Annotated in this window: 16 protein-coding genes; 7 read left to right on the plus strand and 9 right to left on the minus strand. The window is 62.7% G+C overall.

Going from position 1 to position 21,959, the window contains the following annotated elements:
- Positions 1-56: 56 nt before the first annotated feature.
- Both B0E55_RS01180 and B0E55_RS01185 read right to left on the minus strand, forming a co-directional pair.
- Positions 57-785, minus strand: coding sequence for an acetoacetate decarboxylase family protein (locus B0E55_RS01180; protein ID WP_007734116.1), 729 nt, complete (start codon positions 783-785; stop codon positions 57-59).
- Entirely contained in the window at positions 782-1,642 is an 861-nt protein-coding gene (locus B0E55_RS01185; RefSeq protein WP_080908926.1) for an SDR family oxidoreductase, read from the minus strand. Before B0E55_RS01185 ends, B0E55_RS01180 begins: the two co-directional genes overlap by 4 nt.
- A gap of 139 nt (positions 1,643-1,781) precedes the next feature.
- Between B0E55_RS01185 and B0E55_RS01190 the strand changes: the two genes are divergently transcribed.
- On the plus strand, positions 1,782-2,987 hold the full coding sequence (locus tag B0E55_RS01190; protein WP_080908927.1) for a cytochrome P450: 1,206 nt from the start codon (positions 1,782-1,784) through the stop codon (positions 2,985-2,987).
- Here the strand turns inward: B0E55_RS01190 and B0E55_RS01195 are convergent.
- Positions 2,976-3,410, minus strand: coding sequence for a cupin (locus tag B0E55_RS01195; protein ID WP_003945598.1), 435 nt, complete (start codon positions 3,408-3,410; stop codon positions 2,976-2,978). The genes B0E55_RS01190 and B0E55_RS01195 overlap by 12 nt on opposite strands.
- 125 nt (positions 3,411-3,535) lie before the next feature.
- On the opposite strand from B0E55_RS01195, the gene B0E55_RS01200 reads away from it, so the two are divergent.
- Positions 3,536-3,892: a hypothetical protein gene (locus B0E55_RS01200; RefSeq protein ID WP_241895979.1), complete on the plus strand. Its 357-nt coding sequence runs from the start codon at positions 3,536-3,538 to the stop codon at positions 3,890-3,892.
- Between the two features lie 313 nt (positions 3,893-4,205).
- On the opposite strand, the gene B0E55_RS01205 is transcribed toward B0E55_RS01200, so the two are convergent.
- Positions 4,206-5,429, minus strand: a complete 1,224-nt coding sequence (locus B0E55_RS01205) for a PucR family transcriptional regulator (RefSeq protein WP_080908928.1) — start codon at positions 5,427-5,429, stop codon at positions 4,206-4,208.
- A 38-nt stretch (positions 5,430-5,467) separates the two neighbouring features.
- Positions 5,468-6,802 carry a lipase family protein gene (locus tag B0E55_RS01210; RefSeq protein WP_020968441.1) on the minus strand — a complete coding sequence of 445 codons (1,335 nt, stop codon included), beginning with the start codon at positions 6,800-6,802 and terminating at the stop codon, positions 5,468-5,470.
- 467 nt (positions 6,803-7,269) lie between these two features.
- Between B0E55_RS01210 and B0E55_RS01215 the strand changes: the two genes are divergently transcribed.
- A complete protein-coding gene (locus B0E55_RS01215) occupies positions 7,270-8,655 on the plus strand; it encodes a hemolysin family protein (protein ID WP_020968442.1) in 1,386 nt (461 codons plus the stop codon).
- Positions 8,652-9,665, plus strand: coding sequence for a hemolysin family protein (locus B0E55_RS01220; RefSeq protein ID WP_020968443.1), 1,014 nt, complete (start codon positions 8,652-8,654; stop codon positions 9,663-9,665). Before B0E55_RS01215 ends, B0E55_RS01220 begins: the two co-directional genes overlap by 4 nt.
- An 89-nt stretch (positions 9,666-9,754) precedes the next feature.
- On the opposite strand, the gene B0E55_RS01225 is transcribed toward B0E55_RS01220, so the two are convergent.
- From B0E55_RS01225 to B0E55_RS01240, 4 genes are all read right to left on the minus strand, one after another.
- Positions 9,755-10,837, minus strand: a complete 1,083-nt coding sequence (locus B0E55_RS01225; RefSeq protein ID WP_020968444.1) for an ABC transporter substrate-binding protein — start codon at positions 10,835-10,837, stop codon at positions 9,755-9,757.
- A 78-nt stretch (positions 10,838-10,915) separates the two neighbouring features.
- The gene (locus B0E55_RS01230; protein ID WP_003945590.1) at positions 10,916-11,713 is read right to left on the minus strand and encodes an ABC transporter permease; all 798 of its coding nucleotides are present in this window, start codon (positions 11,711-11,713) and stop codon (positions 10,916-10,918) included.
- A complete protein-coding gene (locus tag B0E55_RS01235; RefSeq protein WP_029254471.1) occupies positions 11,710-12,540 on the minus strand; it encodes an ABC transporter permease in 831 nt (276 codons plus the stop codon). The genes B0E55_RS01230 and B0E55_RS01235 overlap by 4 nt, the downstream gene beginning before the upstream one ends.
- Positions 12,537-13,370 (minus strand): ABC transporter ATP-binding protein, encoded by an 834-nt coding sequence (locus B0E55_RS01240; protein ID WP_020906250.1) that lies wholly within the window; start codon positions 13,368-13,370, stop codon positions 12,537-12,539. The genes B0E55_RS01235 and B0E55_RS01240 overlap by 4 nt, the downstream gene beginning before the upstream one ends.
- 97 nt (positions 13,371-13,467) lie before the next feature.
- Between B0E55_RS01240 and recC the strand changes: the two genes are divergently transcribed.
- The 3 genes from recC to recD are packed head-to-tail and all read left to right on the plus strand — an operon-like array spanning position 13,468 to position 21,935.
- A complete protein-coding gene (gene recC / locus B0E55_RS01245) occupies positions 13,468-16,749 on the plus strand; it encodes an exodeoxyribonuclease V subunit gamma (RefSeq protein WP_080908929.1) in 3,282 nt (1,093 codons plus the stop codon).
- A 3-nt stretch (positions 16,750-16,752) separates the two neighbouring features.
- Positions 16,753-20,070: a UvrD-helicase domain-containing protein gene (locus B0E55_RS01250; RefSeq protein WP_080908930.1), complete on the plus strand. Its 3,318-nt coding sequence runs from the start codon at positions 16,753-16,755 to the stop codon at positions 20,068-20,070.
- On the plus strand, positions 20,067-21,935 hold the full coding sequence (gene recD / locus B0E55_RS01255) for an exodeoxyribonuclease V subunit alpha (protein WP_080908931.1): 1,869 nt from the start codon (positions 20,067-20,069) through the stop codon (positions 21,933-21,935). The genes B0E55_RS01250 and recD overlap by 4 nt, the downstream gene beginning before the upstream one ends.
- The last annotated feature ends 24 nt before the right edge of the window (positions 21,936-21,959 follow it).

A 21,959-nucleotide genomic window follows, 5' to 3' on the forward strand; every position in this document is an offset into this window, starting at 1 on the left:
GTCCAGGAGTGTAGCCCGAGTCACACGTGACCGAAAGGGGTGCCGTCGGCTGACACTCAGATCGTTGTCGCCTCCCCGAACGTCATCGCCAGGTTTTTGATGGTCGTGGTCATCAGGGCCCGGCGGGGGAGTCCCAGTTTCCGAAGCTCCGCCGCCATCGGGTGACTACCCAGCTGAACCTCTGCTCCACCAGGGCGCGATTTGACGCCGGTCGGCGCCATGTCCCACGACGTGCACCTGGTTGCGCCGTCGAGATGCGAGTACGCGGCCAACGACATGTTGGCTCCGCCGCCAGGCACGCTGACGCCGGACTTCACACTCAACTGTGTGATGAGTTTGCCGTCGCGCGAGACGGATCCGCGCTTGACCGAGCCGACGTGCTCGGTGTCGAACTCGGCGAGCACCTTCGGGAATCCCCAGATTTCCCGGCCGGCGGCCTTGGTGAACTCTCCGTCCACCGGCAACTCGTGAATGAGTGCCCCTGCAGTTCCGGCAGCGAGCGAACGTAGATCTCCCAGCACCGAGGTTTCGGGAGGCGCAGTGTGGCTACGCACCATGTACGTCACCCCGAATTCGTTGTACGGCCCCAGATCCCCATCGATGTAGTCGACAAAAACCAGGCCGCACAGCGCCCGGCCGGGACGGTATTGGAGGACGGTCAAGCCGGTGTAATCGATGATCGACTGCGCCGTTGCGCTGGGTACCGAGTACAACGCCATGAAGGCTGACGCGGTGCGAACTTCGACGGGCATCTCGACCTTCTTGCCCAGAATCGTGTAGCTCATGGCGCGACCACCCCGCGGAGCCCGTCGGATCCGTAGACGGGTTCGAGCATCGAGCGGAAATCCGGTCCGCGGCGCAGCATTTGGCCTCCGTCGACGTTGATGATCTGCCCGGTGATCCAGGTGGACTGCGGTCCGAGGAGGAAGGAAGCGAGTCCGGCGACGTCCTCGACCTCGCCGACGCGTTCGAGCGGCGTGTTGGCCAGGTAGTCGTCCAGGATGGGGCCACCGTCGGTGATGAGCGCGACCAGATCCGTTCGGGTCAGCCCCGGGCGGATCGCGTTGACACGAATGTTGCTGGCGCCCAGTTCGTCTGCTGCCAACTGCACCAGGTGGTCGACGCCGGACTTCGAGACACCGTACGCGCCGAACCAGCGATGTGTGTTGCTGCTGGCGATCGACGAGATCGCGACGATGGATCCACCGCCGCCTGCCACCAGCGCCCGAGCGCCGTGCTTGATCGTCAGCATGGTCCCCGTGACGTTGAGGTCGACGGTGCGGCGCCACGCGTCGACGTCGAGTTGCGTGACCGGTGCGATGGTTTCGTTCCCGCCGGCGCAGGCCACGACTCCGTCGAGCTTTCCGGTGACGGAGACCGCCGCGGCGACAGCGGCGACGACGTCTGCCTCGATCGTGACGTCGGCAGGGGAGACGCTGACGGATCCTTCCGGACTCGACTGCCGGATCGATTCGGCGGCAGCTTCGAGTTTCTCCTTGTTGCGTCCGCAGATCGTGACGTGAGCGCCAGACGCAACCAGCGAACGAACGATGCCCAGACCGATGCCACTACCGCCGCCGGTCACCAGTATCGATGTGCCGGTGAAAGTGGGTATGCCCGCTGAGGCGGTGTCGTCGTCCATGCGTGTCTCCTGGTCGTTGCTCCGGCGGGCTCGCGTGCTGATTCTGGAGGTTTTCCGGTTCGGCTTCGGTGAAAACGCCCCACGCTATATAGGAACAGGTTCTACTTATTGAGGCAAGGGTTGTGCGAGAGGCGGAGTGATGGCTACCAGACCGACCTTCGATTTGATCGACGGACGCTTCTACAGCGGAGACCTCGGGAATGTGCGCGACGCATACGCCTGGATGCGTGATCACGAGCCCGTGTACCGAGACGACGCCAACGGAATCACCGCGGCCGCGAGCTACGACGCCGTCGTCGCAGCCGAGCGGGATCCCGAACTGTTCTCCAACGCCGGCGGCATCCGTCCCGAAACGGGTCCATTGCCGCAGATGATCGACATGGACGACCCGCAGCACCTCACGCGTCGACGCTTGGTCAACGCGGGTTTCACACGTAAGAAGGTCGAAGCCAAGGCCGGCCGTATCCGGGAGATCTGCGATCAACTGATCGACGCCGTCTGTGAGAAAGGGGAAGCCGACTTCGTCGCAGACCTGGCGGCACCGCTTCCCATGGCCGTCATCGGCGACATGTTGGGTGTCCGTCCCGAGGAACGCGCGTTGTTTCTGCGGTGGTCGGATGATCTGGTGAAGGCATTGGGAAGCAACGCTTCCCAGGAGCAACTGGAGGCCATGATGGCTGCGTATGTCGACTTCACCGCGTACATGATGCGAACCATTGCCGAGCGGAGGAGCGAGCCGGCCGACGATTTGGTGAGCACATTGATTCACAGTGAGGTCGACGGCGAGGCCCTCTCCGATCAGGAAATCGTCAACGAGTCCCTACTGATACTCATCGGCGGTGACGAGACCACACGGCACGTCCTGAGCGGCGGCATGGAGCAGCTGCTGCGCCATCCGGACCAGCATCGAGCGCTGGTCGACGATCCCGATGCCATTCCGTTGGCGATGGAGGAGATGCTGCGGTGGTCCTCGCCGATCAAGAACATGGCTCGAACTCTGACCCGTGATACCGATTTCTTCGGTGCGCAACTGAAGGCGGGTGAGAAGATGCTGCTGCTCTTCGAATCGGCAAATTTCGACGAGTCCGTGTTCCTGAACGCCGAACGGTTCGATATCGGCCGCACACCGAATCCGCACGTGGCCTTCGGCTTCGGAACGCATTTCTGTCTGGGTAATCAGCTGGCCAGGCTCGAGGGACGGATCATGTTCGAGCAACTCTTCGCCAGGCTGCCGGGAATGGCACTTGCCACCGACGCGCCGTTGCAGCGGCGTGCCGCCAACTTCGTGTCCGGTCTCGAATCGATGCCGGTGCGGTTTACGGCTTCGGCGCCGTCAGCCGGGTAGTTGGCAGTTGGGAGGCGCAGCATCTTCGGAGAGGGGGCTGCCCGCCGGATTGACGTAGACGACCTCGAGTACCAATGGTGTTGTCTGCGAGTTGTTTCCGATGTGCACATGATCTGAACCGCTCGGTTCGATCAAAGTATTTCCGGCGCTGTAGATCCCGTCGACGGAGCAATCGGATCGGTAGTGGCTCAACGTGCCCTGCGCGATCAGTGCGTAGAGCGTCCCGTCGTGGAAGTGCCAACCGGTGGAACCGCCGGGGTCGATGGTGATCTGACGCAGGATGTAGTCCTTGCCGTCGAAAGTCACCTGCCCGAGAATTTCACCGTGTACTCCCGTGCTCGGTGTTGCCGACGCATTGATCGGCGTCAGAGACAGCCCGATCGCTGCGGACACTGCAAGCAGAACCTGATGGCGTTTACGCATGAGCGGCCCTCCCAGACGGATGTGCTCCTGAGTGTCCTCCGTCGATGCCCGGTTTATCCCAGTTTTCGTGGATCCAGCACTGCGAAGGCAGAGGTATGCCCTTGAGAGGCGGTTACGCTCGTGCCATGCAGCAAGTCGCGACGAGGCGCCGGAGCCAGCCGCCGCCTGCGCGCTTCATGTTCGAGGCATTGATCGATCCGTACCGCCAGCCCGCCCGGCACTGGTTGGAACTGCTCAAGAGCGAGATCGCACCGGAGATCGTCAGGGCTGAAGAACCGGGGCTGGTGATCTGGTCGTCGATCTGGCCGGACCGCCCCGACGCCGTCATCCGATTCGACATCGAGGCGGTCGGAAACGGCACGATGCTGCGTTGGACGCTTTTCCTCGAAGATCCGATACCGTCCGAGGCGGAGGTCGTGCGGATGCGAAAGCGGCTCAACACCTTGATAAATGCGAATCTCAGGTTCAACTTCGGCCAATAGTTCGCCAAAAGCGGGAACTCTGTGGGCGCCCGTCCCGCCTACCTGCAATTGCGATACGGCATGGACAAAGCCGCCGGCACCGAAAAGGTGTCCAGCGGCTTCACAGCGTCGGTGCTCGTCTTGCGCCTCTCGGCAAGTGGCCGCTCGAATCGGCATTTCTTTCGGTGGTACCCGGGGCAAAGAACTTCAGCACCGACGGCCTGTCGAGATGCAGCGAAGATTGGCGGGACGTGCGCCGCCACTTTGGTGGGCTTCGGGCGAGTCTCCGAAGCCCGCCAAAGTAGTTGCTTCGGCTCCAATAGCTTCTGAATACTCAGACCGCAGGATCGGAGCGGCGCCGGTGAGGATTCGCGGTGTGAGCAGAGTAAGTAACGATGCGCTGGCCGACCCGTGCGGCCATGAGAGTGGAGACGCCGCTGGGCAGTAGCGGGTCATAGCCGGTGAGTTCGGCGATGCGGGAGAGCCGGTAGGTAACTGTGTTGCGATGGATGAACAGTGCCTGGGCGGAGACGTTGTGGTTGAACTCGCTGTCGATGAACGCATCGAGCGTCTCCAGCAGCGCAGGATGATCGGCAAGGGGATCGAGTAACGCTGCCAGGGCCGTCAGCGTTGGTCCGCCCGCAGCCACGGAATACTCGAATATCATGCGATTTCGGGTGCAGACCGTTTCAGCCCGGCCGAGGGCGCGGGCGGTCTCGGCGACGGTCCGTGCTTCGGCATAGGCCCCGGGGATGTCCGCCCGCGTAAGTGCGGTCGCGACCCCAATCCAGAATTCAGACTGAATGGCACTGTTGGACAGTACGATTCGGCTGGCTAACGCCGACGCCGGATCGCGTTCGTCGCCCGGGCGCAGGGGGACGAGCGCGATCCAACCGCCGTTGTCGCGGTAGAGGAAGGTGCCCGGGAGCAGCCCGAGCCGGTCGCGGAGGGCGGTGAGGGTGCCGGGCGCCGGTTGACCGAGTCGTACCGCGGCAACGATGAACGATTCCGCGATGGGGATCTCGGGTGCGCCCGTCCATCCGCTGACCTCGCGTCCAGCGAGCAGGTCGGCGGCGATCTCGCCTTGGCGTTCCAGGATGTCCCAGCGTGGCTGCCGGCTGTCCTCGATCAGGGTGGTGGCGATGTGTGTGACCACCAAATTGAGGTAGTTGGTCAGGCACAGCCCGAGTTTGGGCAATAGCGGGTACTCATCTGGTTCGAGGGCCAGGATGGACTCGCTCCATAGGAATGCGGTGCCGACCCGGTAGTTGGTCAGGATCTCCTCGAGGGACATGCCGTCACGGATCAGTCGCAACGCCCGTTCGACGATCGGGCGGGTGTCTTCCCTGGTCAGTTCGTGTTCCATGACGAGTGACCGGAAGAACAATGCGATGTTGAGCTGCACGCTGGGCACGAAGTCTGCGTCCAGCATGGAGTGCGGCAGCAGGTCGTCGGTCTTTAGAGTGGTGGCCAAGCCGGCCGCCCGGGCGTGCGCCCGGGCGATCACGTGCTGCCATTGCTCGTCGTGCGCGGGCCCGGGTTCGGGGGAATGCGCCATATTGCCTCCTCAGTCACTGGTACCCACGACCAATTCGCTCAAGCTCCTGGGAAGCCTGCGGGCAGAGGGGCGGGGGACCCGAGATTGAACTTCGGACCTGGGGACAAGCCGCGCAGTACGGCGCTGGTCCACGCTACCGCCGGAGCCCAACCAGTGACGGCATTGAGTCCGTGCTCGGGCAACGGTACGGTGATGAACCGCATGTCGGCACCGCTGTCCCAGTACTTGTTCACTGTCGGCAGCACTGTCGAGGGTGGCACGATCTCGTCCCAGATGCCGTGCCACCACAGGATCGGGCTGTCCGGGATGTGCTTGCCGAGACTGTTTTCTTCGAGCACTTGCATGACCGCAGGTTCGGTGTCCAACGATTTACCTGGTTTGAAATATGCGCTGAGTGGGCGGTAAGCCCCTGAGGGCGCGATGGTGATGACACAGCGAGATTGGAAATCGCGCAGCAATTGCTGGCCTTCCTCGGTGAGCAATTCCTCAGGCCGGAACACGTCCGGGTATTCCCGTGCCAAGGCTACGAACCCGAGCCACATGGTGAAATTTCCGGCTCCCGCGAGTCCGGGGTGCGGCTGCACTGCATATCGTGCGATGCCGGTGAGGCTGCCTGGGGTGGCGCCCGCGGCCGTGCCCAGCAGCCGTACGTCGGGCGCGTAGGTCGCACGCAGTTCGGCAGCGCGCATCGATCCCGAGCCGCCACCGGAGTATCCGTACAACGCGATGCCCGGATCGGCCAGGCCCAGCCCCTCATCGTTCTTCACCGCGCGCAGGCTGTCCAGCACCATCTTGCCCTCGGCATAGGTGTTGAACGTGTTGAACTTGCCGTCGAAGTCGGGGACGTTGATGGCGAAGCCCTGCGCCAGCCAACCGGCCACGAGCGGGGACTCCTTCATCGTGCCGACCTGCAAGGTGTGCGAGGGATTGCAGGACGAATCGGTGGAGTCGATGGCCTCCTGGAACGAGACCACCGGCCGGGTACTTCCCTGCCACGGAATGCCTGGCACGATGACCGTCGTGGCTGTCACGATCGGATTGTCGTGGACATCGTTCGATCGGAAGAGTAGTTGCTTGGTGTAGACGGGAACCGGAATACCGACCAACCGGGTCTGCACCTCCCGAGTGCGCACAATCTGACCCGGTGCATAGGACGCGAGGTCCTCCGGATCGTTGTACCAGGGGTCTTCCGAGGGGGTCGGAATCGGCAGCTGATCGTAGAGTTGCGGTTCGGACGGCAGTTGTGGGAGCTGGTTCTGGTCCGGAGGAAATACGATATCGGTGGGATCACCCGCCGCAGTATTCGCACCGACCAGCACAGCTACCGCGGATATCATTGCCACAGTCGAGTGTCGCAACCACGTCTTACTCATTTAGCCTCCAGCGTCATCGCCATGAGGTGAAAGTCTCCAGGCGTCTGGAACAAGAACACCGCATGACACGGTGTGAAATCTTCGGCACGATCCCAGCGGTGATTGCAATTATTAGTGCATGTGCACAATCGAATCGGCTGCGCTTCATCTGACTGGACAGGAATTGCTGGCGGGACGCTCCAGGAAGGACGCGATGCGCGTAGGCCCCGGTATCGAGTAGGGCAATCTACGGTCCCCTGGGGGGGAAATGCTGGGAACCGATGTTCTATTCGTAGCCACATCGTTTCCCTCTTCGCAGCGAATACTTTCGGTGAAAACGTATGCCGGTGGGAACTTTCCCGGCAGGGTAAACGTAGAGTAAAGAACAAGGCTTCTTTCGCATCGACAGAGAGACCCATGGACAGCCACAGACCCAGGCCGGACACACCCCACTACGTGAACGCATGTGATGGCGAGGTGTCCGGCTCATGATGATCGCCCTGACACTGCTGCTCGGTGTGCTGGTCGTTCTGCTGATCACCGCAGTGACCGGCTACTTCGTTGCCCAAGAGTTCGCCTACATGGCCGTGGACCGATCCCGGCTCAATTCACTCGCCCAGGCCGGCGATTCGGGGGCGCAGCGGGCTCTGGCGGTGACGCGACGCACCTCGTTCATGCTCTCCGGCGCCCAGCTGGGTATCACGGTCACCGGTCTGCTCGTCGGTTATGTCGCCGAACCTCTCATCGGTGAATCGTTGGGAACGATCTTCGGTGGCATCGGCATTCCCACCGCCGTCGGGCTCGGGATCGGTGCTGTCTTGGCTTTGCTGTTCTCCACTCTGGTCCAGATGCTCTTCGGTGAGCTCTTTCCGAAGAACCTGGCCATCGCCCGTCCCGAACCGGTGGCCCGGTGGCTAGCTCGCTCGACCACCCTCTATCTGAAACTGTTCGGCTGGCTGATCTGGATCTTCGACCAAGCGTCGAACCTGCTGCTTCGCGCCCTGAAGATCGAGCCGGTGCACGACGTCGAACACTCCGCCTCCGCCCGCGACCTCGAGCACATCGTCGCCGAGTCCCGCGAAACCGGGACTCTGCCGCCCGAGTTGTCGACGATGCTCGATCGTATTCTCGATTTCCCCACTCGTCCGGTGGAGCACGCGATGATCCCCCGCACCCATGTCGACACCGTCCGCGCTGACGACTCCCTCGACCACGTCCTCACTCTCATGGGGCGAGGGCACTCCAGATATCCCGTCGTGGGGGCAGATTCCGAGGACATCGTCGGCGTCATCCACCTTCAGGATGTTCTCGGCCTGACGCCGACCACTGATCTGACTGTGCGCGCACTCACCCGCTCCGCCCTGATCTTCCCGACGATACTTCCCCTGCCGAAGGCCCTGGCCGAACTCACCGACAGCAAGAACCAACTCGCTTGCGTCATCGACGAATACGGTGGATTCGCCGGAATTATCACCCTCGAGGACATCGCCGAAGAACTCGTCGGCGAAATCACCGACGAACACGACCCCGATCTGCCACTCGAACTACCCAGCGAGGACGGATCGTGGACCGTCGACGGTGGCGTGCACCTCGACGAGATCGAACGCACCATCGGACACGACCTCCCGAGCGGTGACTACGAGACGATCGCCGGCTTCACCATCGCTCATCATGGCGAACTTCCGGCCGAAGGGACCCGAATCCGCGTCGAATTGCCACCTGATCCCGCCGACCTGATTTCCGACGGCGAACAACCCCGACATTCACTGGTCATCGATGTCCTGTCCGTCGAGCGGCACGTCCCGGCATCACTACGACTACGCCTCGACCCCACCGAGATGGCCGGGACTGAAGCCGCGGAGGAGAACCGATGAGCAATCCCTGGATCGTCATTGCGATCACCGTCGGCCTCATCGCATTGAGCGCCTTCTTCGTCGCCGTCGAATTCGCCCTCATTTCCGCCAAACGGCACCGCCTCGAAGACGCCGCCCCCAACAGCCGCTCCGCCCGAGCCGCACTGCGCAGCGCCTCCGAACTAACCGTGCTCCTCGCCGGCTCCCAACTCGGCATCACCGTCTGCACCCTCGCACTCGGCGCGATCACCAAACCCGCCGTCCACCACTGGCTCACCCCTGCCTTCTCGAATTGGGGTATGCCGCTGTGGATCGCCGACGTCGCCGGTTTCGTTCTCGCGCTGATCATCGTGACTTTCCTGCATCTGGTCGTCGGTGAAATGGCACCGAAATCCTGGGCGATCGCCCACCCCGAGAAATCCGCCACACTGCTCGCCATCCCGATGCGCGGATTCATGTGGATCACCCGGCCTCTACTGCAATCGCTGAACTCGATGGCCAACTGGCTTCTGGTCAAAGTCGGTGTGCAACCGGTCGATCACGTCGGCAGCGGCCAGGACCCCGACGCCTTGCGGCACCTGGTCGAGCACTCCACCAACGTCGGAGCCCTCGACGCCGGATACTCCGCGCAACTCTCCGGCGCCCTCGACATGCAGACCCTGACCGTCCGCGATCTGCTTCCGAGCAACAAAGCTCCGACCTCCGTCACCACATCCGCGACCATGAACCACGTTCGATCGGTATCGAAACAATCAGGGCACCTACGAATCCTCGTTCGCGACAACGGTGTTCCTCTCGGGATCGTGCACGTTCGCGACACCCTGCTCCAACCCGACCACACCCGCGCCGAGGACATCATGCGACCGGCGTTCACCCTTGCGCCCGATACCCCCGTCCACCTCGCACTCGCCTCGATGAGGGAGAGCCGAAATCACCTCGCCGTAGTCACAGACGAACGAACAACGGTCGGCATCATCACTCTCTCCGATGTTCTCTCGCGATTGTTCCCGCGGTCCGAACCAGCAATCTGACCCGGGCTTGGGCACGACGATCAGATCTCAGGTTGCTCGAAGCGATGCTCGAAAGGAACGACCAGATCGTCGTGCCCAACGACCGGTGTTCAGATCAACTCCGGATTCTCGGCGTACACCTCTTCGAGGATCGACATGTCGAACAGTTGGTCCGCCGTAATCTCCAGCCCCGCTTTCGACAGTGCCGCGATGTTCTGTTCGATCAGTTGGGGTGTCATCGTGAACAACCCGTTGGCTTTGGTATCTGCCGACACCACAAGATCGTTCTGTGCGGTGGCTTCCTTGATCTGCTCTTCGAGTTCCAGGTTCTGGTCCTTGCCGTAGACCTCGACGGCAAGCCGCGCCGACTCTGCCGGATCAGCGACCGCGTCCTTCCAACCCTGGATCTCGGCCTTCAGGAATGCCTTGAGCTTGTCCCTCTCGTTGTCGATGGTGGACTGGAGAACCGTGAACGATTCGGCGACCAACGGCAGGTTGTAGTCCGCGAAGAGGAAGTGGGCGTTGGGGAAACCTTTGGCGGCCAGTGTGATCGGCTCGTTGGTCACGTAGGAGACCCAGCCGTCCACCTCGCCGTTTGCCAGGGGGCTCGGATCGAACTGCGCGGGCACGATCGTCATCTGGCTTTCGGTCAGGCCGTTGGCTGCCAGGAGAGCTCCGAAGACGAGCTGATTGGAATCCTGGACGCCGATCTTCTTGCCGATCATGTCCTGCGGTGAGTTGATCGGTGCCGCAGCGGAACTGACAATCGCAAACGGATTCTTCTGGAACGTCGCCCCGACGATCTTTGCCTCCAGTCCGTCGAGTACGGCGGGTGCTGTGAGCTGCGGTGCGGACATTCCGATCCACACCTTGCCGGTGTCCAAGCCGGCTTCGACGCCGGTACCGGCTGCGCCACCTGCCACCAGGTCTACATTCCCGAACCCGGCATCCTTGTAGTACCCCTTGTCGAGAGCGAAGTACTCACCGGCGAACTCGATGTTCTTGATCCAGGACAACTGCACTGCAACTGTTCCGAATTCGGAACCGTCGTCCGTGGTTCCGCCACTCGAACTGCTGGAGTCACTGCTACACGCGAGCAATGACGCACTACCGGCGACTGCGATGCCGGTCAGCGCGGAGTAGCGGAAGAAGGCCCTGCGGTCCAGCTGGCGGACGGGCTTGAATGGCGTCATGAATCGGAACACTAGGGCCAGTCGGTTTCGTTCAGTTTGCTTGGGAGAGAGAGTTTGTTGAGGTCGTGTTAACAGATGTCACGACTTGCCCGCCGAAGGACCGAAACGAGACAGAGCGATGCTTTCGAAGATCCCGACCACGGCGTAGAGGACGATCGACACCACGGTGATCACCACGATAGATGCCCACAATTCGTTGTACTGGTAGCGCGGAATGGCTTTGATCATGCTCGAACCCAAGCCTTGACCGCTACCGAGCCATTCGCCGATCAGTGCTCCGATCAAAGCGCCGGGCACTGACACCCTAGCGGCGGCGAACACCGCCGGAAGTGCGGACGGTACGGACACCATTCGCAATGCGGTCCAACGACTCCCGCCGTACGCAGCTATGAGGTCTTGTGCCTGAGCCGGAGCGGCACGTAGACCGACCATGATCATGACGAGGGCTGGGAAGAACACCACTATCGCAACCATGACCGTCACACCCACGATTCCGCGGCCGAATATCAGGACGATGATCGGGGTCATCGCAACGAGAGGAACAGATCGTAGAAGCATTGCAACGGGCATGAAAGTCTGTTCGACAGTGCGGGAAACGACGAAGATCGATGCCACCACGAGCGCGGCAGTCATTCCGACGGCAAAGCCGACACCGGCGTCGCGCAGAGTGATGAACAGGTTGTCGATGATGCCCGAACGAGCGTCGGCGGACTTAGGACCGGAGAACAGGTACTCCCAGACGTCGGCCGGCGTCTTTCCCACACGCGGGCCGACCTGGGGGAAGGCGTTGAGGAAGACCACCCAGATGACAAGCAGCAGTGCCGAGGCGATGGCAATCGGAGCGAGGAATCTCAATGTTCCTCGTACCGCGGTCATTTCTGTGCTCCCGGAGCGCTCGTCCACGGGGTGACGAGCCGGGCGATCGCTGCGACGACGGCGTATCCCAGGCCGGCGAGCAAGGCGGCGGCGATGGCCATTCCCCACGTTCGCGGGACGTTGTACGACGTCTGAGCGGCCGTGAGTGCGACGCCGATCCCGCTGTCCACCCCGCCGAGATACTCTCCGAGGATGGCACCGAGTACAGCCGAGGGTGCAGCAATCTTGAGGGCGGCAAAGGTACTCGGAAGTGCGCTCACCAGTTGAACTTTGGTGAACTTCTGCCAACGCCCACCACCGTAGGCGGCAACGAGATCGAGACTCGTCTTGTCGGCCGATCTCAGGCCTGCGAGTGTGCCGACCATCGTGGTGAAGAAGCAGTACATCGCGGCGAGAAAGATTGTGGGGGTCCGGCCGCCGAAGACGACCAGGATGATTGGGCCAAGCGCCAACAGCGGTGTGCAGTAGCTCAGAATCGCCAATTGTGTGGCCAATCCCTCGATGGGCGGAATGAGGACGACAAGCACGGCAAGCGTGATCGCCAGCAGATTTCCCCAGAGAAAGCCCTGCAGCGCACCGGAAGCCGTGACGGTGAAATTGGGTCCGTACAGCGACCAGCCGTCGTCGAACATCGTCGAGACAACCACCCACGGCGTCGGAATCGTGCCTCCCGCAACACCGGCCGCCGCCAGAATCCACCAGAGAACGATCAGTCCGCAGATGCCGACTGCACCGCCGAACCACGTTGGACGCTTCAATCGGATCCGGCGCGGTACAGATTGCTGCGCCGCCGCGGTCGCGACGTTCTCGATATCGGTAATTGTCATGCGACGCCTGCTTTTCCGAAGAGCAGTCCGGAGAGGTAGTCGTGGATCTCGTGGAACTCGGGTGTACGCATCATCTCGGGAGTACGCGGGCGCGGCAGGTCGATCGGCACGACTTCGAGGACGCGTCCGGGCCTCGGCGTCATGACGGCAACGACGTCGGAGAGGAACACGGCTTCGGCGATTCCGTGAGTCACCATCAACGTGGTCGCCGGTTTCTCGGTCCAGATCCTGAGCAATTCGATGTTGAGCCGTTGGCGGGTCATGTCGTCCAGTGCGCCGAAGGGTTCGTCGAGTAGCAGGACACTCGGCTTGACCACGAGCGATCGTGCGATCGACACACGCTGACGCATACCGCCGGACAATTGAGCGGGCTTGGCCTTCTCGAATCCTTCGAGGCCGACGAGAGCGATCAGGTCGGCGATCTGGTCGGGGTCGGGATCGATGCCGGCAACCTGAAGCGGCAGTTTGATGTTGGAGGTCACCGTCCGCCACGGCAGCAAAGCCGAATCCTGGAAGGCGATTCCGAGTTCGCGGCGCTTGCGTAACTCGGCGGGCGACTGTCCGTTGACAAGTGCTGTTCCCGACGTCGGAGTGTCGAGGCCCGCAAGGATGCGGAGAACGGTGGACTTCCCGCATCCGGACGGCCCGAGCAGAGACAGAAAGGAGCCTTCGCTGGTTTGAAGGGACACGTCGGTCAGCGCGGTCACCGACCGACGACCCATCTCGAAGGTCTTGCCGAGGCCGGAGATGTCGAGACCGGTTCCAGCGGGGCGAGGTGTGGTGACGGGACTGGTCATTCCCGCACAGTACGAACGTCCGGTTGCGGTCATGTTGCCTGCGCGTCACCGCTGCGTGAGGCTGGTTCGGCGTCTCCTGTCACAGCGCCGTGGTGAGATGGACGTCTGGACGGAGTGAGGGGAGCGAAGATTGCTGAAGTTGTACCGGGCCGAGCGTTCGGACACCTTGGTCTCGGCGTTGGCCACGCTCCTCCGTACACCGCTGTCGGATCCATTCGCCCGGGAAACTGTTGCGGTGCCGGCCAAGGGCGTCGAGCGTTGGCTCAATCAGCGGCTGTCCTCCCAGCTAGGCACGTCCGGACCGTCAGCAGTGGACGGAATTTCTGCGAACATCGCGTTTCCTTCACCCGCGCGCCTGGTCGCGGAGTCCGTGGCCGCGGTCAGTGGAATCACGGCTGACGACGACCCATGGTCGCCGACGCGATTGGTGTGGATGGTTCTCGACGTGATCGACGAGTCCCTCGGCGAGCCCTGGTGTGGAGTCCTGGCGAAGCATCTCGAAGGCCATCGTGAAGGTCGACGGTTTGCCTCCGCCACACATGTCACCGAACTCTTCCGCAGTTATGCCGCGCAACGCCCGCAGATGCTGATCGACTGGGCCGCCGGGCGGTTGACCGACGGGCACGGATTGGCGCTGTCGGAGGATTTCGAATGGCAGGCACGTCTGTGGTGCATCGTCGCGGACAAGATCGACGTTCCGGGGCCCGCAGAGCGACTGGGGCAAGTGAGCCGCGCGCTGGTCGAGGACCCGGCCTTGGTCGACCTACCGGAACGCCTGTCGGTCTTCGGGCCGACTCGGCTGCCGGTCGATCAGCGAATGATCTTGAGCGCACTCAGTGCGAATCGGGACGTGCACATCTGGCTCCCGCATCCCAGCCCCGCGCTGTGGACCAAGATGAGCTCGCGCATACCGCCTCGAAGTGAGAGCACGATCCGACGTTCGGAAGACGGGTCAGCGCTGATATCTGCCAATCCGTTGCTGTCGAGTCTTGCTCGCGACGTTCGTGAACTTCAGATCAGCCTCGGTGCCGCCGAGTTCGAGTCGGTGCATCTTCCCGAACCAGCCGGCCCGAAATCCCTCCTGGCGACGGTCAAGGCCGATGTCATCGCAGATCGTGCTCCCAGCGTTGCAGCGGAACCGGATGGGACAGTTCAGGTCCACGCTTGCCACGGGCCGGCACGGCAGGTCGAGGTGCTCCGCGAATGTCTGCTCCGATTGTTCGAGGACGACCCGACATTGCAGCCGCGCGACGTACTCGTGATGTGCCCGGACGTCGAAACGTACGCACCCTTGGTTCGTGCTGCATTCGGGCAAGGCGTCCATGGCCACCCGGGGCACCTTCTTCGAGTAAGGCTGGCAGACCGCGGATTACGTCAGACCAATCCTGTCCTGGCCGTTCTCGGCTCTCTCCTCGAATTGGCCGACGGCCGGGCCACAGCCAGTGAGGTTCTCGACCTGGCAGCGGCTGATCCTGTCCGCACACGTTTTTCGTGGGGCGAAGACGAGTTGGAAAGACTGCGGGAATGGACGACGGAAGCGGGTGCTCGCTGGGGAATCGGTAGTCGGCAGCGTGCCACGTTCGGTCTCGATGCATTTCCGCAGAACACCTTCAACACCGCCATGGACCGAATCTTGTTGGGGGTCAGCGCGGACGAATCGGAAAATGCCTGGCTGGATCTCGCGCTACCACTCGATGACGTGGACGGCACAGACATCGACCTGACTGGACGTTTCGCAGAGTTCGTCGATCGCCTGGCCGTCTCGCTTCGCGATCTTGCCGGCCCACATTCACCGGCCGAATGGCTTCGTGTGCTGATGCGGGCCCTGGATCTGCTGACCGACACAGCGCCCGCAGATTCCTGGCAGAGCGCGGGGGCCCACCGCGAACTTGTAGCTGCTGTCGAATTCGGCGGAGAGACGATGTTACGTCTGGCCGATGTTCGCGCGATGCTCTCGCGCAGCCTCGCGGGCAGACCGACGCGTGCCAACTTCCGAACCGGCGAAATGACGGTGTGCACGATGGTTCCGATGCGTTCGGTACCGCATCGCGTGGTCGTGCTGATCGGACTCGACGACGAGGTGTTCCCTCGAACCGGTGGAGTCGACGGCGACGACATCTTGTCCCGTCATCCCGTTGTGGGGGAGCGTGATCTGCGCAGTGAAGACCGGCAACTGCTTCTCGATGCCGTGATGTCTGCGGGTGAGCATCTGATTCTGTTGTATACCGGTGCCGATCCGGTCACCGGTGTCGTCAGACCGCCGGCGATCCCCCTCAGTGGCCTCCTCGACGTACTCAGTGCGACTGTGGGCCCGGAAGCGATCAACGGGGTGCTGACTCGACACCCGTTGCAGTCGTTCGACAATCGAAACTTCTCGCCGGATCAGCCGTTCAGCTTCGACACGGCAGCGCTGGCCGGTGCCAGGGCTGCTGCCGGAACGCCGATCGAATTGCCGACAGTCTTGTCGGCCGAGCTACTCGAGGTGCATCCGAAGGAAGTGAACCTTGCCGACCTGGTGAACTTCCTCGTACACCCCGCCCGTGGTTTTCTGCGCCAACGCCTCGGCGTCCGGGTACCGGAACTCGACGACGACATCGCGGATTCGCTGGCAACCGAGCTCGATCCACTGTCCACCTGGGCTCTGGGTGACCGGATGCTTCTCTCGCGCTTGGCTGGACGCAGCTCGGCGGATTTCCGTGCAGCCGAGTGGCGCCGCGGTACTTTGCCGCCCTACAACCTGGGCGCCTCGGTTCTGGGCAACGTCGAGTGGGTGGTAGACCAACTTGCCGGTCTTGCATTGCCACACCTCGAGGGCGACTCCGAGGCTGTCGACGTCGACATCGACCTCGGTGACGGGCATCGTCTCACCGGAACGGTAACCGGTGTGCACGGCAATTCAGTAGTGCGGGCATCGTATTCCTCACTGGCGCCTAAACATCGGATGACGGCCTGGATCAACCTGCTCGCCTTGAAAGCACACGGACGGCCCGGTGCGCTCGATGCAGTCTCCATCGGACGGGGCCGGGGAAAGATAGCAGCGGCACGGTCGGTGCTCGATGCGCCAGGCAATGCGGCCGAGATCCTGCAGCAACTGGTGGACCTACGCGAGCGGGGGCTGCAGCGTCCGTTGCCGATGTGGGCCGCTACTTCAGCCGAATACGCGCGTCGACGCTTTGGTGGCGAGTCGGTCGACGATGCGACAAACGGTGCGGACACCCAGTGGACCGGGCAGTACGGCGAGATGATCGATCCGAGCAACGCTTACGTTTTCGGAGAAGCTCGAACACTGGCGGAGTTGGCTGCGGATCCGCCGTCGGACGACGAATTCGTCTGGGCCGAGGAACCGACTCGATTCGGAGTTCTCGCCCGACGACTGTGGGATCCGTTGCTGACCAACGAAAGAGCGGAGTAACCCGTGGACTTCGACCTTTTGGGGCCACTACCGACCGGCACCACGGTGTTGGAAGCGAGCGCCGGAACTGGCAAGACCTACGCGATCGTCGGACTCGCAACCCGTTGTGTTGCCGAAGGTCTCGCTGACATTTCGCAAGTTCTGCTGGTGACATTCAGCCGGGCCGCCACTCAGGAACTTCGTGAGCGTGCCAGGGAGAGGTTCGCCGGAGTGTCCGCCGCTCTGGTCGACCCGGAGGCGGCGAGGCGGTCGGATGATGATCTGGTGGCGTACCTCGCCACAGCTGACGACGAGGAGATCGGCGTGCGGCGTCGTCGACTCCTGCGCGCTCTCGCGGAGTTCGACGCCGGCACCATCACGACCACCCACAGTTTCTGTCAGAGGATGCTCGACGGACTCGGCATCGCCGGGGAACGCGAACCGGACACAACTTTTGTGGAGTCGGTCGACGACCTGATCAGTGAGGTCGTCTCGGATTTGTACCTCAGCCGCTACAGCCGGACGGACTCGTCTCCACCGTTTTCCACGAAGGACGCGCTGGCCATTGCCCGAATCGCAGTCGGCGATGGCCAGGCAATTCTCGAACCCGACGGCGAGGAGGAGACCGCTCCCGGTCAGCGCGTCCTGTTCGCGGCGGCTGCTCGTCTCGAGGTCGAACGACGTAAGCGGACCAAAGGAATTCGCGACTTCAACGATCTCCTGACGCTGCTGCACGGCGTGTTGACGGATCCGGAATACGGCCCCGTGGCGTGCCGTCGGGTGCGCGAAAAGTTCAAGGTCGTGCTGATCGACGAGTTCCAGGACACCGATCCGTTGCAGTGGGACATTCTGCGGTTGGCCTTCCACGGACACACCACCCTGGTCCTGGTCGGTGATCCCAAGCAAGCTATCTACGCGTTCCGCGGTGCAGAAGTCCTGAGCTATCTCGATGCGGTCGATCAGGCGGATGCACACCAGGAGTTGACCACCAATTGGCGCAGCGATCCAGGGTTGTTGGCGGCACTCGAACACCTCTACGGCGGCGCCGCACTGGGTAACGAGGGTATCGTCGCGCATCCAGTGGAGGCTTCGCACAAGAAGTCTCGGTTGTCCGGCCCGGTGCCGATGCGTGTACGCCATCTGCCGCGTACCGGAGCCGGACCGCTCAATCGTTCGGGATTTCCGGCCGTAGGCAGACTTCGCAGTCGCGTCGCGGACGACGTCGCAGCAGACGTGGTCGGACTGCTTGGCAGCGATGCCCGCTTGGCAGTCGACGGTGATCCGCGCCCGGTCGAGCCGGGAGACGTCGCGGTATTGGTGCGCACCCACAAGCAGGTGGCGATGATTCGCGATGCCCTCGATGCCGTAGGTGTACCGTCCGTGTTGACCGGCGGTTCCAGTGTTTTCGCGACACCCAGCGCAACACAGTGGCTGTGGCTGCTGCAGGCGATCGAGCAGCCGCACCGGTCTGATCGCGTCCGGTTGACCGCCCTCTCTCCGATTTTCGGGCGCACCGCCGAAGAATTGGACCTCGACGGCGACAACGTCGTCGCGGAACTCGCGGGTCAACTGCGCTCATACTCCGGGTTGTTCGCACGCGTCGGGTTCGCAGCCGTGTTCGAAAGGATCTCCGCCGAAACGAATCTGGAGAAGCGTGTACTCGCGGCCCCGTCCGGCGAACGAGATTTCACCGATCTGCGGCACGTCGCACAACTTCTCGGCCGCGTCGCCACCGAGGAAGCGTTCGGGTTGAGCGCATTGGTTCGCTGGCTCTCCGATCGGATCAAGGACCCGACGTCCGGGAGTGCCACCGACAGAAGCCGTCGCCTCGACAGCGATGCTGCCGCTGTACAAATCGCAACCGTGCACGCCACCAAAGGGCTCGAATTCCCGATCGTCTACGTCCCGTTCAGTTGGGAGAGCGTGGGCGGCTTCAACTCTCCGACGCAGTTGTTGCACGGTCCGGATGGGCGCCGCATCCTCGACGTCGGTGGGCAGGAAGGCCCGGGGCACAACGCCAGAAAGACTGTTGCGGAGGCTGAAGAAGCGGGCGAAGAACTGCGGCTGCTGTACGTGGCGCTGACCCGGGCGCAGTGCCAACTCGTGCTCTGGTGGGCGCCCAGCTACGGGACCTCCCGCTCGCCGCTGCACCGGTTGATGCTCGGACGTACACCCGGCATCGCCGAACCTGCTCGGGTAGTGAAGGTGCTCGACGACGGTACAACCGCAGCACGACTCGCGACGTGGCCGGCAGCAGCTTCCGATGTGATCTCGGTGGAACCTGTTGGTCCACATCCACCCTCGCCCGTCCAGTGGTCCGGTGCAGCCGCGAACGTGACCGAACTGGCCGCGGCGCGTTTCGATCGAGACCTGGACACTCTCTGGCGTCGTACGTCGTACTCGGCACTGACCGCCGGAGCGCACCACGCGGTCACGAGCACCGACAGTGAGGTAGAGGATCCCGAAAAGGACGACGAGCCGGAGGATTCCGTAGACGTCGGGACCGTCACCCCCTCGCCGCTGGAGGCGTTGCCTTCACCGATGAACGGTCTTCCGGCGGGCGCCGCATTCGGCACGCTGGTGCATGAAGTGCTCGAGGTGGTGGATACGGCTGCTTCAGACCTGAGAGCGGAACTCCGTATACGCTGCGCCGAGGCGGTCTCGGTTCGGGCGGCCGAGGTCGACTCCGAAGCACTCGCGGATGCATTGTTGCTGGTGATGCAGACTCCACTGGGATTCGGAACCTTGGCCACGATCGCGCCGAAAGATCGTCTTCCCGAACTCGATTTCGAACTCCCACTGGCCGGTGGCGACGATCCGGTGTCGATGAGTGTCACACTTCGCGGAGTGTCGGAACTGTTGAGGCGCCACCTTCCCCCGGACGACATTCTGGCGTCGTACGCCGACCATCTTGACCGTGTCGAGACGTCACCGATGCGCGGGTTCCTGACGGGCAGTATCGACGCCGTCTTGCGGATCCCGGGCCCGTCGTTCGTGATCGTCGACTACAAGACAAATCGGCTGGGCCGCGGCGATCTGACGGCTGCCAACTACACGCGCGAACTCATGGCGACGGAGATGATGCGCTCGCACTATCCCTTGCAGGCACTGCTGTATTCGGTTGCGCTGCATCGATATCTGCGGTGGCGACTGCCCGACTACGATCCGCATCACCATCTCGGAGGCGCGCAGTATCAATTCGTGCGGGGGATGCTCGGCCCGGACAGTCCGCCGGAATGTGGTGTATTCGAATGGAAACCGCCTGCTCAGCTGACGGTTGAACTATCGGATCTGCTGGCCGGTCTTGATGCGTCCCACACAGTAGGGGAGAAGATTCGATGACCGAGGCGCAATTGGCGCAGCGCGCCAAAGGGATCGTGCGAATCTTCAACGAAGCCGGGGTTCTGGTTGCCGCCGATGTTCATGTCGCGATGAGAGTGTGCAGCCTGGGCGGTGAAACTTCCGAAGAAGTGATGCTGGCCGCGGCGTTGGCAGTTCGGGCCGTGCGATCAGGTTCGGTGTGCCTCGATCTACGACGGATGCGTGATGTGAGCGTCGACAATGCGACGGAAGACGAACTCACGTCGTTGCCGTGGCCCGAACCGTCGGAGATCGTTGCTGCCCTTCGCCTGAGCCCTCTGGTGATCGGCGGCAACGCCGGACCGCTCAGGCCCCTCCGGTTGGTCGACACGGACGACGGTGAGCTTCTCTACCTCGATCGGTACTTTCTGCAGGAGCAGACGATTCGGCGAGTGCTCGACGAGCGTGCGTCCACGTGGCCGCCCGCCGACCTGAAAGCGGTCCGAACGCGCCTGGATTCGCTGTTCGTCGACGAGAACGGGCCGACCACCAGCCCTGATCGTCAACGGATAGCCGCTGCTCTCGCCGCGACACAGTGGACGACGGTCATCGCCGGTGGGCCCGGAACCGGCAAAACCCATACGGTCGCACGTATTCTCGCTCTCCTGTCGGAGGAACTGGGTTCGAATGCTCGCATCGGGCTGGCCGCACCGACGGGCAAAGCCGCAGCACGTCTGCAAGAGTCCGTACGTGAGCAGACCGCGAGCCTTGGCCTTCCCGAAGAACTCGCGGCCATGACCCTGCACCGGCTACTCGGTTGGCAGCGGGGGAGTTCGAGCCGTTTCAAATACAATGCGACCAACAGACTTCCCTACGATGTGGTCGTCGTCGACGAGACGTCGATGGTCTCCCTCACCTTGATGGCGCGCCTGCTCGAGGCCGTTCGCCCCGATGCCCGGCTACTGCTCGTCGGCGATCCCGATCAGTTGACCTCCGTCGACGCCGGCGCTGTTCTTGCTGACCTTGTCGCCCGCCCGGTAGAAGTCAGTGGAAATCCGGCGCTGACACAGTTGGTGGGTGACGATCTCACGGCCACCGGTTCCGAAGAGTCCCTGAGTGTGGACGAGCAGGATCGTCTGCGGGGCGGGATCATTCAACTCTCACGTGGGCGCCGCTTCGACGGAACCATCGCGTCGTTGGCCAGAGCAGTACGCGCTGGAGATTCCGCTGAGGTTCTGCGCATCCTGCGTAGTGGCGATCCCGCCGTCTCCTTCCATTCTCCCGAGGACGTTGACGCATTACGCGCCGATATCGTTGCGAGTTCAGAGGTGGTGACGGCGTCGGCCGAGGAGGGTGATGCGATCGGCGCCCTGAAAGGCCTGGAATCGCACCGTCTTTTGTGCGCTCACCGTGACGGACCGTACGGTGTCGGGCGGTGGGCGCAGCAGGCGATGGAGTGGGTCGGCACGGCATCAGGGCAATTCCTGGACCCGACGAGGTGGTATCCGGGCCAACCCCTGTTGGTGACGGCCAACGACTACGAGGCCAAGATCTACAACGGGGACGCCGGGGTGATCGTGCAGCGTGAGGATGGCGTTCCTATTGCCGCATTCCAGCGGGGGAGTGATGCGTTTCTGATTCACCCGAGTCAACTCTCGTCGGTGCAGACCGTTTACGCGATGACGATTCACCGGAGCCAGGGCAGCCAGTACGACACGGTATCGGTGATGCTGCCGGCCGAAGCGTCGTCACTACTGACCCGGGAGTTGTTGTACACGGCGATCACTCGCGCCAGAAACCATGTGAGGGTAATCGGCACGGAGGATTCCGTGAGGGCGGGAGTTCAGCGACAGGTGCTCAGGGCAAGTGGGCTGCGTCGGGAGATCCGTCCGTACGACGGGCCGTAAAAGTCGGATGTTGCGGATTCTCTT

Origin of the sequence: Rhodococcus sp. 66b, from assembly GCF_002076325.1 — a bacterium.
GTDB lineage: Bacteria > Actinomycetota > Actinomycetes > Mycobacteriales > Mycobacteriaceae > Rhodococcus_F > Rhodococcus_F erythropolis.